The organism is Sulfurihydrogenibium sp., from assembly GCF_027448985.1.
Classification (GTDB): domain Bacteria; phylum Aquificota; class Aquificia; order Aquificales; family Hydrogenothermaceae; genus Sulfurihydrogenibium.
Map to the genome: position 1 here is coordinate 1 of NZ_DAIDMN010000045.1, position 12,036 is coordinate 12,036.

A 12,036-nucleotide genomic window follows, 5' to 3' on the forward strand; every position below is an offset into this window, starting at 1 on the left:
ATAGGGATAACCTTTTTCAGTTTGAATTTTTACCTGATTTATTAAGTCTTTTTTTATCTTTAACAATACTATACCTCCAACTTTTTAAATATTATAAAATAAAAAAGGGCTTCCCTTTGACGGGAAGCCAGGGGAGGGGATTTGGGAGGGAGGGGGGTTGGGGGTTAATCTTTCTGTTTATTAAGGGATTTTCCTGATATAAAATCTGGGTCTCTTGGTGGTAATTCTTTAACTATTCCCATAGCAACAGGAAGACATTTTTCAGATTGGGCTTTTGTACAAGAGTCAATACAGTTATAACACTCTATACAAGCTGCAATTCCCTTATAAAAGTCATTTATATAAGCCATTCTTCTTGGGTCCAAAGCCATAGGACAGTTTTTAACACACTCTCTACAATCCGTGCAAGCATCCACATTAACAAGAGTTGGCTTATAGAGGTGATGGTAAGGAGTTATTTTTTGGTAAATTCCTGTTGGACAGAAAACTCTACACCACCTTTTACCGATAAACAACTCAAAGTAAAACATTCCTGTCATACCAAGAAAAACAAGCCACATTGGAATAAAAGAAGGATTCGTTGAATAGAAAAACACTCTTAAATCAGTAACCCAGTTTAAAAACAACAGAGAAAATAAAATTGAAGTGATAAGGGTAAACACAATGTAAGTAACTTTTTGCCCTGTTGGTGATTTTGGAGTCCACCACATTCTTCTAAACTTTTCTTGAAGCTCAGCAAACCACCCTCCAGGACATATCCAACCACAGAATACTCTTCCAAGGATAAGGTTTAACACTATAACAAGTATAGCAAATATTCCAATAGCAAATATAACAGGGGCTAAACCTTCTGCCAATGAAACAGGCTTACCAAATATAAAAGATTGATTTCTGGCTATGTCTATCTTGACAATGTTAAACGTTGGTAGAATTATCAATAACAATATAACCGTTAGGTAAGCGATGTTCCTTAAAATTGTAAACTTGTTTTTTTCAAAAAAGCTTGGTTGAGGACAGCTTTGTCCTTGTGCTGTTAAAGTAGCCATTTACCACACCTCCAAAGTTAGCAATTACTAACTATTATACACTTTTTTTAAAAATCTTCAAGTGCAGGATTAATAGGAATAGTACCGTATTTTGCATCTTTAACTATAACTTTTCTTCCTTTAACATTAACCCTATCTTCAAGAATCCATTTTATAGCTTGAGGGTATATTCTGTGTTCATATTGTAGTATTCTATTAGAAAGGGTCTCCTCTGTATCTTCAGGTAAAACAGGAACTGCTGCTTGGATTATAACAGGTCCGTTATCAAGCTCTTTTGTGACAAAATGGACTGAACATCCCGTTATAAGAGAGCCAAATTCAATAGCTTGTTTTTGAGCATTTTTCCCTTGAAAAGAAGGAACTAAAGAAGGATGTATGTTAACAATTTTTCCATCAAATGCGTCTATAAATTCATCACTTAAAATTCTCATATATCCGGCTAAAACGATTAAATCCGGATTTTCCTTTTTTATAAGTTCTGCAATATAGATGTCGTATCCCTTTCTTGATGCAAAAAAAGATGGGTCTACAAATTTAGTTTTTATCCCATAACTTTGAGCTATCTCAAGACCTTTAGCATCTTTTTTATTAGAAAGTACAAGAGATATCTTTGCTTTTATCTTTCCACACTCTATAGCATCTATAATCGCCTTTAAATTAGAACCTCTTCCGGATATCAGAACAACCAAGTTTTTCAAATATCACTTCCCTTCTGTTTTAAAGCTTTTTCAAATTCATCTAAAGTTTCTGTTTTTAAAGATAATCTTCTTAAGAGTTTTAACCTATCTATATCTTCAATCGATTTTATTTCTTCTTTTAAGTTTTCTGTAACATTTCCAAATCTTACTTCAAGATTATCAATAATAGATTCTTGAGCCTCTTTTATTAATCCTTGTTGTAATCCTTGTTGTAATCCTTGTTGTAATCCTTCCTGTAATCCTTCCTGTAATCCTTTTTGTAATCCCTCTTTGTAACCTTCTTGTAGTCCTTCTCTTCTCCACTTTTCTGTTAACGTCATCATTTTTTCTTTACCTCCTACCTCTTCTAATATCGCTTCTACAGAATGTATATCTTTCTTCGCTAAAACTACGTAATCAATAATAATATAGATACAATCCTTGCTTTCTGCAATCAGTAGCCTCTTAAATACTGGTTTTAATGTCCTTACATCTTCAAATATATTCTTTATGGCTAATAACGAGGATAATAAACATGCATCCGTGTAAAACTTTTCTGTAAGAGTTTTTTCATCTATTTGGGATATATCTAAAAGTATGTAATTTAGATTTATCAGATATTCTTTTAAATCTTCCGGATATCTATCTAAATGTGGAATCTTCGTAGGTATATTCCATTTGTGTTTTCCATGATAGAAAACTATAGGTATTATTGGTCTGTATGGTCTGTTGTTTTTTTCATCTTCTTCCATAACCGATGCTTTGTAATACGCAATCTGTGAAGGTGTTCTTTTATCCGGATAGGATTTATGTTCAAAAACTAAATAGATGATACCATCTAAACTTTTTCCTTCTAAGTTTAATTGACATTCAAAGGCTAAATCTAATAAAAATTTTTCTTTTTTGGAACTTTGTTTTTCTGTTGTGACTAATTTTAGAGATTTTGGCACTATTATACTGTAAACTTGAGGAAGCAGACCTTTTATAAGGTTTTCTGTGTTTTCTTCTTTACTGAATATAGTTTTAAAAAACCAATCGTGAGGTTGTTTTTCTATTGACAATTTATCTCCTCTACACTATGTTTACTGATTTTTCTCCTTCTTCTAAATAACCTATAATGTAAGGCTTTTCTCCTAAATCTTCTAATATTTCTATTGCTTCTTTTTCATCTTTTTTATCTATGGCTAAAATCAAACCTATTCCCATGTTAAACGTTTTATACATATCTTCTTTTGGAACATTACCTTCTTTTTGAATCCATTTAAACACAGGTAAAACTTCCCAAGAACCTTCTTCAATAACAGCTTTAAGACCATCTTTTATAACCCTTATAAGATTTCCTGGAATACCTCCACCTGTAATGTGAGCTATGGATTTTATATCTATCCTTTCAGCAAGTGTCAAAACAGTGTTAACATATATTTTCGTAGGTGTTAACAATTCTTCACCAAGGGTTTTCCCAAACTCTTCAAAATAATCTTTATAGTCATAACCTTTTAACTCAACAATTTTTCTTACCAAAGAGTATCCATTACTGTGTACTCCCGATGAAGCAAGTCCAATTAAAATATTTCCTTTTTCTGTTTTACTACCATCAAGCATTTTATCTTTTTCTACTATACCTACCGCAAATCCGGCTAAATCATACTCTCCTTCATCGTACATTCCGGGCATCTCTGCCGTTTCTCCACCTACCAAAGAACATCCTGCCATCTCACAGCCTTTGGCAATTCCTTTTACAACTTCAACAGCGGTTTGAGGTTTTAACTTTCCGGTTGCAAAATAATCAAGAAAAAATAATGGTTTAGAGGTTGTTGTAACAAGGTCGTTAACACACATTGCAACAAGGTCTATTCCTATAGTGTCATGTTTATCTAATATTTGAGCTATTTTCAGCTTCGTTCCTACTCCATCAGTTGATGACGTAATAACCGGATTTTTATACTTTGCTATATCCAAAAGATATGCAGAAGCAAATCCACCTATCGGTGTAATTACATTTTTTGTAAAGGTTTTCTGTACAAATCCTTTTATATCTTCTACAAATTTATCAGCTTTTTCTATATCTACTCCTGCATCTTTGTAAGTTATCATGCTTTTGCCCCTTATTCTAAAATTTAAATATCCAGATTAAAGAGTGTAAAGTCATCCAGCTGTAAATTCCAGCCATAACATCATCTACAACTATCCCTACACCCATCGGATACTTTTCAAGCATCTTTATAGGAGGAGGTTTTACAATATCAACGATACGAAATATTATAAAACCCAAAATAAAGTAGGTTAACACTTGATTAAGCTCCATTTTAGACGGGTCTATTCCAAGCATGGTTATCATATATCCGGCTACTTCGTCAATACTTACAAAAGATGGGTCTTTATCATTATACATTTTACTCACTTCGTAGGAAGCCCATATGCCAATAAATATAACTGATAATGTAATGGAAATCTGAGCTGTTAGACCTTTATCCCAGTATAAATAAAAAAAAGGTACTGCTCCTAATGTTCCAACTGTCCCCGGTGCTATTGGAAATTTTCCTAAATAAAAAGATGTTGCCAAAAAAACAGCTATTTTGTCTTTTAAACCCATTCTTTCTCCAAAATTATTTAAAAATAAGATATAATTATATCATAGCGGAGGTGAGAAAAATGGATGTAGGCACTTGGTTCCCTATAATAATACTTGCTATGGTTGTTTTCACTTTTGTTTTATTTGGAATTTTTGTTTACCTTGATAAAGATAAAGAGTGATGCACAAGTTCTTTTTTATAACAGATAGAAAACAGTTTAAAAAACCATTTTTAGATACAGTTAAAGAAGTTTTAGATAAAGGTATACGTTTAATTCAAATAAGAGAAAAAGACCTTCCTGATGACGAACTTTTTAAATTAACAGAAGAGGTTTTAAAGGTATCCCAAGGTTACGATGTTAGGATATTTATAAATTCAAGAGTAGATGTTGCTACAATTTTGAAGTTAGACGGTGTTCATCTACCTTCAAAAAGTTTACCAATATACGCTGTAAAACATCGATTTCCAGAATTAATAGTTGGAAAATCCTGCCACAATGTAGAAGATGTAGTAAAAGCACAAGAAGAAGGAGCGGATTACGTTTACATATCTCCTATTTTTAATGTAGAAGGAAAAGGAGAACCGATTGGATTAGAAAAATTAAAAGAGATTATAAAAGTTTCCAAAATTCCCGTTTACGCTTTAGGTGGTATAAACAAATCCAACTATGAAGAAGTCTTAAAAACAGGTGTTTATGGAATAGCCGGAATAAGATTTTTTATACAGTAGAATTTGTGATAAAATTTTTAGCGAGGTAAAACTATGAAAATTTTATACATCCATGGATTCAACTCAGCCGGATACGGAGAAAAAGTAAACCATTTAAGAGATGCCTTTAAACCAAGGAATGTTATATCTCCAACACTTCATTACGACCCAGAAGAAGCAATATCTCAACTTGAATTTTTAACCGATGCAATAAAAGAAAAAGATAATCTATTTATTTTCGGAACATCCCTTGGTGGTTTTTACGCATTGTACTTAACTGAAAAATTTAAAGTTCCATCGGTTTTAATAAATCCTTCTATCGACCCTTACACATCTTTACAAAAGCAGGTAGGACCGCAAAAAAATTTCAAAACAGAAGAAGAGTATATCTTTACTCAAGGACACTTAGAAAAATTGAAAAATTATTACGTAAAGGATTTGAAATCTCTTAAAGATTTAGTTTACGTTTATTTAGATGAAAAAGACGAACTTTTAGACAGTAAAGAAACTGCAAAGTACTTTGAAGGTTTTCATGTGGTGGTGTATCCAGATGGAAACCATAGGTTTACCCATATGAAAGAACTGATTGAAGATTTCAAGAAAATTTTGGAGGAAAGATGGAAAAAGTAATAATACTTGGAAGTGGTCCAAATAGAATTGGACAAGGTGTGGAATTTGATTATGCTTGCGTCCACTGTGTATGGTCTTTAAGAGAAGAAGGATATCAAGCGATAATGGTAAACTGTAATCCTGAAACGGTTTCAACAGATTACGATACTTCAGATAAACTGTACTTTGAACCAATAGTATTAGAGGATGTTTTAAATATAATAGAGAGAGAAAAACCCTTAGGTGTTGTTGTTCAGTTTGGAGGACAAACACCACTTAAACTTGCAAAACCTTTAGAAAAACTAAATGTTCCTATAATCGGAACATCTCCGGAAAGTATAGACATAGCGGAGGATAGAGAAAGATTTAGAGATTTAATAATAAAACTTGGTCTAAAACAGCCGGAAAGTGGCATAGCAAAATCAAAGGATGAAGCAATAAAAATAGCTGAAAATATAGGTTATCCGGTTTTAGTAAGACCTTCCTATGTTCTTGGCGGAAGAGCTATGAGACTTGTTTATGATACATCAGAACTGATTCAGTATATAGAAGAGGCTGTAACGGTCACAGAAGACAAGCCTATTTTGATAGACAAGTTTTTAGATGGAAGTATAGAGTTGGATGTTGATTGTGTGTCCGATGGAGAAGATGTGTTGGTTGGGGCTGTTATGGAACATATAGAAGAAGCAGGTATTCACTCAGGAGACAGTGCAACCTGTATTCCCCATTACACATTACCAGATGATGTTGTAATAAAAGTCAAAGAACAATCTAAAAAACTTGCAAAAGCACTAAACACAGTTGGACTGATAAATATTCAATACGCTGTAAAAGACGGAGAGATATACGTAATAGAGGCAAATCCAAGAGCTTCAAGAACAGTTCCTTTTGTTAGCAAGGCTATAGGATATCCACTGGCAAAAATAGCTTCAAAAGTAATGGTAGGTAAAAAGTTAAAAGATATCGTTCCTGAGGTATTTAAAATAAAAAACATTCATCCGGCTTCTGACTTTTTGTCAGCAGACTTTTCATACTACGCAGTAAAAGAAGTGGTATTCCCTTGGAACAGATTTCCGGAAGTGGACCCCCTTTTAGGTCCTGAAATGAAAAGTACAGGAGAAGTGATGGGAATAGACAAAGATTTTGGTCTTGCATTCTGGAAAGCACAAGCAGCAGCAGGACAGATACTTCCTATCCAAGGAAATGTATTTATATCCGTAGCAGATAAAGACAAACCAGATATAGAAAACATTGCCAAAGAACTTGTAAACCTTGGGTTTAGAATATACGCAACATCCGGAACATACAAATTTTTAAAAGAAAAAGGGATACCGTCAACTTTAGTAAACAAACTTTCAGAAGAAAGACCAAACATAGTAGATAGAATAAAAAATAACGAAATATCAATGATTATAAACACACCATCAGGAAAAAGAGAAAGGTCCGATGCTTACTACATAAGAAGAGCAGCCGTTGCAACAAAAACACCTTACTTTACAACTACAAGAGCAGCAGCTGCTGCAGTAATGGCAATAAAGTCCTACAAAGAGAAAGGTTTAAGTGTAATAGCATTACAAGACATGAGGTGAGAAAATGCTTAGGTACGAAGAAGCGATAGAAATAATATTAAAAAATACCAAACTTATAGGAAAAGAAAAAATTTTTCTAAATGATGCATTAGGAAGAGTTTTAGCAGAAGATGTAATAGCAGATAGAGACAATCCACCGGCAGACAACAGTGGCATGGATGGATTTGCTGTAAGACATGAAGACATTTTAGGAGCAACAGAAGATAATCCGGCTGTTTTAACACTGTATGGTGAAAGTAAAGCAGGGGACCTTCCACCAAAACTAGAAAAAGGTTATGCTATACCTATATACACCGGAGCTTTAATTCCTCAAGGAGCAGACACAGTAATTCAAAAAGAGCTTACAAAAGTAGAAAACTCAAAAGTATACATATTCAAAGAACTAAAAAAAGGTTCAAACATAAGACAAAAAGCAGGGGACTACAAAAAGGGAGATATTCTTATAAAATCCGGAAAAACAATAAGACCTGCAGAAATAGGAATATTATCATCTGTTAATAAACCAACAGTTTACGTATATCAAAAACCAAAAGTCGGAATAATAACAACGGGAGATGAAATATTAGACATTGCAGAACCTATTACAAAAGAATCTCAGATAAGAACATCAAACACCTATTCATTGTACGCCCAAGTATTACAGACAGGAGCCCAACCTGTAATAATAGGCTTTGCAAAAGACAAACCGGAAGATATAAAAGATAAACTAGAATCAGCTAAAAACTGTGATGTTTTACTGACAACAGGTGGTGTGTCCGTTGGAGAGTACGACCTTGTAAAAGACTTTGTAAAAGAAATTTTAAAAGTGAACGTACATTTTTGGAAAGTTGCCATAAAACCCGGAAAACCTCTTGTTTTTGGAACATGGGGAGAAAAAGATGAAAAGCTATTTTTCGGAATTCCAGGAAATCCAGTGGCATCCATGGTTGTTTTTGAGATTTTCGTCAAACCGGCCCTAAAAAAGATGATGGGATATCAAAAAGTGTTTAACCCAACTTTTGAAGCCATCTTAACTGAAGATTTTAGCAGAAAATCAGCAGACAGAATGGAATTTATAAGAGTAAGCGTTGAGTATAAAGATGGAAACTTTTTCGCAACTCCTTTTGGAAAACAAGGTTCAAACATCTTAACAGGAATGGTAAACGCAAACGGTCTTGGTCTAATTGATATAGACGTTTACAACTTACAAAAAGGAGATAAAATTAAAGTAGTTATGTTTGATTTGGAGATATAAAATAAAAGGGAAAACCATGCCATGGTGAAAAAAATAATTTTTATAGTAGTTTTATCAATAAGCTTTTTGATTAGTTGTACAACGATTCAAGACCCATTAACAGGCAAACCAACCTTAACACTTTTATCAACACAGCAAGAGATAGAGATAGGACAAAAAGTAGTACCTCAAGCCATAAACGAAAACGATGGACTTTATCCGGATAAAGAAGTTCAAGATTACATAAAAAACCTTGGCTATAAAATAGCATCACAATCACCTCGTCAAGTTAACTACCAATTTTATCTGGTAAACTCTAAAGACGTAAACGCTTTTGCACTTCCGGGAGGTCCGGTATTTGTAAACAGAGGACTTGTATTAATCTTAGACAATGAGTCTGAGCTTGCAGGAGTAATAGCCCACGAAGTAGGACATATAACAGCTCGTCATCATGCAAAATTTTTAGAGAAAACTTACGGAATGAATATACTGTTAAACATATTAGCAATAGCAACATCTAACTCTCAGTATCAACAAATCATAATGCAGTTAGCTCAGGTTTCTGCCGGATTGCTACAACTAAAATACAGCAGAGACCAAGAAAACGAAGCAGATGCTTTAGGTGTTAGATTTACCTACGAAGCCGGATACGACCCAAGAGGCTTGATATCAACTTTTGAAAAATTCAAATCCATGGAAAAAGTTCAAGCACCAAAATGGCTTTTAACTCACCCTTTACCGGAAGACAGAATTAAAAACGTTTCTCACCTAATACAAACAAAGTATCCTGATAAACTTCTCCTTAAGAAGGATAGTGAAGAATTCCATCTAATAAAGAAAAAATTAATATCAACATCGGCAAGTTATGAAGCGGTAGAAAATGCAAAAGAGAACATAAAAAATAAAAACTTTTCTGTAGCGTTAACAAACTTAAACAAAGCCATATCAATTTATCCGGATAACAACGCAGCTTACACTTATAGAGCTTTGGTATACTATAATTTAAGAGAGTATCAAAAAGCTTACATAGATTCTATAAAAGCTTACAACTTAGACAAAAGCTATTTCTTACCAAGACTTATCCTTGGAGCTTCCTTAGTAAAATTAAACCAATACAGAGAAGCGGTTTTTGTTTTGGAAGATGCTAAAAAACTTATAGACTCTCAGCCGGACCTTTACTATTATCTTGGAGTTGCATATCAAGAGTTAGGCAATAAATCTGCAGCTGTAGAAAACCTTAAGACAGCTCTTTCACTGACAGACGGAAGGAGAGGATGGGAAGGTGATGCAAAACAAAGATTGAAAAACTTAGGAATTATTTAATAAACGACTTTGTTTCTTCCGGATTCTTTCGCTTTGTAAAGTTTCTCATCTGCTTCTTTTATTATTTTATCTATTGGTTCATCCGGATGAACCTCTTTTACACCAAAACTTGCGGTTATCTTTATCTCTTTTCCTTCGTATATCAATGGACTGTTTTCCAAAGACTTTCTTATTCTCTCAGCTATCTCAACAGCTTCTTCCAAGGTAGTGTTAGGAAGTAGTATTACAAACTCCTCACCACCAAACCTAAAAACATAATCGGATTTTCTAAGATTTTCTTTTATAATCTTCACAAAATGTTTTAACGCTTCATCTCCAGCTAAATGACCGTAGGTATCGTTTATCTTTTTAAAAAAGTCGATATCAGTTATTATAACAGACATAGGAAGTCCTGTAATTTCAGCTATTTCAAAATGTTTTTGAATGATTTTGTTAAACCCTCTTCTCGTTAAAGCTCCAGTTAATGGGTCTTTTGAAAACTCATAAGCAAGAAGTTTAGTATTCAAGAAAGATAGATTGTTGATAATATGTAAAGATGCATTTTCAATCTCATTTATAGTAAAAAAAAGCTCTTTATAAAGTTTGTTTTCTTTATAATTTTCTGCAATTTCTATCAAGTTGTGAAAAATCTTATGTAAAGTTTTAACATTTTTGTATATCAAATCATCATTTACTAAACTTTTTCCATCATTTTTCAGCCAAACTCCAAATTCACATGTGTTGTAATCGGTACTTTTGAACTTCTCATCTTTTAAAAATGACTCTAGAAAATTTCTAAAATAATCAATATGTTTTATCGAAGGGTCATAAAACTGATGAACCATCTCTTTTGGAATAACATGCTTCTCAATAAAGTTTAAATCTTCAATCTTTCTTTTAGCTCTACTTTTTAGATAACCTTTGGAAAATGTGTTGATTATATCTTCAAAAAGTCTTTCAATCCTTTTTGCTTCTCGAAGGTCAATGTGGTTAGGAAGATGTGCAATAAAATTTTTTCTTAGAAAATCAAATATACTAATACTCTCTACAAACAGAACATTACTTTCAGCAAAGGAGTATCCTACTTCTTCTAAACTTTCCACATTCTTTTTATCTTCCAAAACTTGGTAGATAATCGATTTTATCTGTAAAATACTTTCTTTACAAACAAAAGATTTAAAGTTTCTTTCAATGTAGTTTAAAAGTCTTTCAAAAATTATATTTATCTTTTCATCCCTAAACATCATCAACCTACCCTAATATTTCAAACATAGTATCAATCCATTTATAGGTTTCAACTGTAATGTCAGCTACCTCTTCATCTGACAACAGATAGTTTTTTTTAAAATTTTTAACCTCAACAGTATTGTTTCTTTCTACATTAATCACAAAATTCAACAGTTCTCCAAAGTATCCTATCTTTTCTGTTAAAACTTTTTCTAAATCTTGAGATAGGTTCAGGTCCTTTAAGATTGTTTTTAAATCGGTTTTATAAATTCTTTCCGCCAACGACAGAATTCCAACCAAAAATGCAGTTTCCGCGATATTACTATCCGGATTTATCTTCAAACTTAAAAGCTCCATAAATTTTCCTCTAAATAAAGCCAACCTTACAACTTCCTTATCTATATCATTTTTCGCAACTGACATCATTGATAATAAGAACAACCAACTAAGCAAGTTTTTCTTACCTAAATAAGAAACAGCTCTATTTACAGATGTAATAGGACTTTTAAGGTAAAAGAAAGAAGAGTTTATATACTTAAGGAGTCTTAAACTTATGTTCGGATTTGCTTTTATCGCTTCCGCAATATCGTTTAAATCTTCTTCTTCAGATATGTACCTTATCAATTTCAAAATTTCTAACTTGTTAACCGTATCTTCTTTTGTAGTTATTTGCTCTGGTTTAGTAAAAAACTCTCCTTCAAAAAGGTCAAATCCAAGTTTTAAAGCTTTATCAAAATCTTCGTTGTTGTCTATATCTTCCGCTTTAAGTGTGTAAGGAAGTTCTACTATGCTCCTTATAAAATTTTCTTTTTCCGGATTAAAAATGTTGAATTTAACAGATAAATAATCAAAAATACCAGAAAGAGGTAAATAAAAATCAACACTAAAATCACCTTCGGATACTTCAACAGAAAATATAAAACCCTTATCTTTAAACTCTTTTACTTTTTCAAGTAAGGTTTTAGACTTTAAATCTTTTGATTGAATCTCTACAATAAAAACATCTTTATTTATTAAATTTAACCCTAATTTCCAATTCGAAAAAAAGATGAAATAAAAAACCTCCAGTGGTATCATAAAGTAAAACTACCA

The 12,036-nt window shown here is 32.7% G+C and carries 13 protein-coding genes; 6 read left to right on the plus strand and 7 right to left on the minus strand.

The features are described 5' to 3' along the window. Positions 1-197 (plus strand): hypothetical protein (locus tag NE054_RS05000; RefSeq protein ID WP_297889317.1); only part of this gene is annotated, 197 nt, incomplete at its 5' end. Here the strand turns inward: NE054_RS05000 and NE054_RS05005 are convergent. From NE054_RS05005 to NE054_RS05025, 5 genes are read right to left on the minus strand one after another with little or no spacing between them, the layout of a single operon-like run. Next, entirely contained in the window at positions 165-1,046 is an 882-nt protein-coding gene (locus tag NE054_RS05005; RefSeq protein ID WP_297889318.1) for a 4Fe-4S binding protein, read from the minus strand. The two genes, NE054_RS05000 and NE054_RS05005, sit on opposite strands and share 33 nt — an antisense overlap. Positions 1,047-1,093: 47 nt before the next feature. Next, positions 1,094-1,744, minus strand: coding sequence for a phosphoribosylglycinamide formyltransferase (gene purN, locus NE054_RS05010; RefSeq protein ID WP_297889320.1), 651 nt, complete (start codon positions 1,742-1,744; stop codon positions 1,094-1,096). Continuing rightward, positions 1,741-2,784 (minus strand): Rpn family recombination-promoting nuclease/putative transposase, encoded by a 1,044-nt coding sequence (locus NE054_RS05015; RefSeq protein WP_297889324.1) that lies wholly within the window; start codon positions 2,782-2,784, stop codon positions 1,741-1,743. Before NE054_RS05015 ends, purN begins: the two co-directional genes overlap by 4 nt. Positions 2,785-2,794: 10 nt before the next feature. Then, entirely contained in the window at positions 2,795-3,814 is a 1,020-nt protein-coding gene (gene purM, locus NE054_RS05020; RefSeq protein ID WP_345780599.1) for a phosphoribosylformylglycinamidine cyclo-ligase, read from the minus strand. 19 nt (positions 3,815-3,833) lie between these two features. Next, positions 3,834-4,316 (minus strand): phosphatidylglycerophosphatase A, encoded by a 483-nt coding sequence (locus NE054_RS05025; RefSeq protein ID WP_297889329.1) that lies wholly within the window; start codon positions 4,314-4,316, stop codon positions 3,834-3,836. A gap of 160 nt (positions 4,317-4,476) precedes the next feature. On the opposite strand from NE054_RS05025, the gene NE054_RS05030 reads away from it, so the two are divergent. From NE054_RS05030 to NE054_RS05050, 5 genes are read left to right on the plus strand one after another with little or no spacing between them, the layout of a single operon-like run. Beyond that, complete coding sequence (locus NE054_RS05030; RefSeq protein WP_297889332.1) at positions 4,477-5,025, plus strand: thiamine phosphate synthase; 549 nt, start codon at positions 4,477-4,479, stop codon at positions 5,023-5,025. Between the two features lie 33 nt (positions 5,026-5,058). After that, positions 5,059-5,634 carry a YqiA/YcfP family alpha/beta fold hydrolase gene (locus NE054_RS05035; RefSeq protein WP_297889334.1) on the plus strand — a complete coding sequence of 192 codons (576 nt, stop codon included), beginning with the start codon at positions 5,059-5,061 and terminating at the stop codon, positions 5,632-5,634. Beyond that, positions 5,622-7,202 (plus strand): carbamoyl-phosphate synthase large subunit, encoded by a 1,581-nt coding sequence (carB, locus tag NE054_RS05040; RefSeq protein ID WP_297889336.1) that lies wholly within the window; start codon positions 5,622-5,624, stop codon positions 7,200-7,202. Before NE054_RS05035 ends, carB begins: the two co-directional genes overlap by 13 nt. 4 nt (positions 7,203-7,206) lie before the next feature. Then, the gene (gene glp, locus NE054_RS05045) at positions 7,207-8,436 is read left to right on the plus strand and encodes a gephyrin-like molybdotransferase Glp (protein WP_297889338.1); all 1,230 of its coding nucleotides are present in this window, start codon (positions 7,207-7,209) and stop codon (positions 8,434-8,436) included. Positions 8,437-8,457: 21 nt separating this feature from the next. Continuing rightward, a complete protein-coding gene (locus NE054_RS05050) occupies positions 8,458-9,738 on the plus strand; it encodes a M48 family metalloprotease (protein ID WP_345780598.1) in 1,281 nt (426 codons plus the stop codon). Here the strand turns inward: NE054_RS05050 and NE054_RS05055 are convergent. Both NE054_RS05055 and NE054_RS05060 read right to left on the minus strand, forming a co-directional pair. Beyond that, the gene (locus tag NE054_RS05055) at positions 9,735-10,964 is read right to left on the minus strand and encodes a sensor domain-containing diguanylate cyclase (protein WP_297889344.1); all 1,230 of its coding nucleotides are present in this window, start codon (positions 10,962-10,964) and stop codon (positions 9,735-9,737) included. The genes NE054_RS05050 and NE054_RS05055 overlap by 4 nt on opposite strands. A 4-nt stretch (positions 10,965-10,968) precedes the next feature. After that, positions 10,969-12,021: an HDOD domain-containing protein gene (locus NE054_RS05060; RefSeq protein ID WP_297889346.1), complete on the minus strand. Its 1,053-nt coding sequence runs from the start codon at positions 12,019-12,021 to the stop codon at positions 10,969-10,971. Between the last annotated feature and the right edge of the window lie 15 nt (positions 12,022-12,036).

Bases quoted from the DNA above. Each gene is read 5' to 3' on its own strand.
- glp (WP_297889338.1), top strand. From the start codon at position 7,207: ATGCTTAGGTACGAAGAAGCGATAGAAATAATATTAAAAAATACCAAA.
- NE054_RS05025 (WP_297889329.1), bottom strand. From the start codon at position 4,316: ATGGGTTTAAAAGACAAAATAGCTGTTTTTTTGGCAACATCTTTTTAT.
- NE054_RS05055 (WP_297889344.1), bottom strand. From the start codon at position 10,964: ATGATGTTTAGGGATGAAAAGATAAATATAATTTTTGAAAGACTTTTA.
- NE054_RS05050 (WP_345780598.1), top strand. From the start codon at position 8,458: ATGGTGAAAAAAATAATTTTTATAGTAGTTTTATCAATAAGCTTTTTG.
- NE054_RS05035 (WP_297889334.1), top strand. From the start codon at position 5,059: ATGAAAATTTTATACATCCATGGATTCAACTCAGCCGGATACGGAGAA.
- NE054_RS05005 (WP_297889318.1), bottom strand. From the start codon at position 1,046: ATGGCTACTTTAACAGCACAAGGACAAAGCTGTCCTCAACCAAGCTTT.
- carB (WP_297889336.1), top strand. From the start codon at position 5,622: ATGGAAAAAGTAATAATACTTGGAAGTGGTCCAAATAGAATTGGACAA.
- NE054_RS05060 (WP_297889346.1), bottom strand. From the start codon at position 12,021: ATGATACCACTGGAGGTTTTTTATTTCATCTTTTTTTCGAATTGGAAA.
- NE054_RS05030 (WP_297889332.1), top strand. From the start codon at position 4,477: ATGCACAAGTTCTTTTTTATAACAGATAGAAAACAGTTTAAAAAACCA.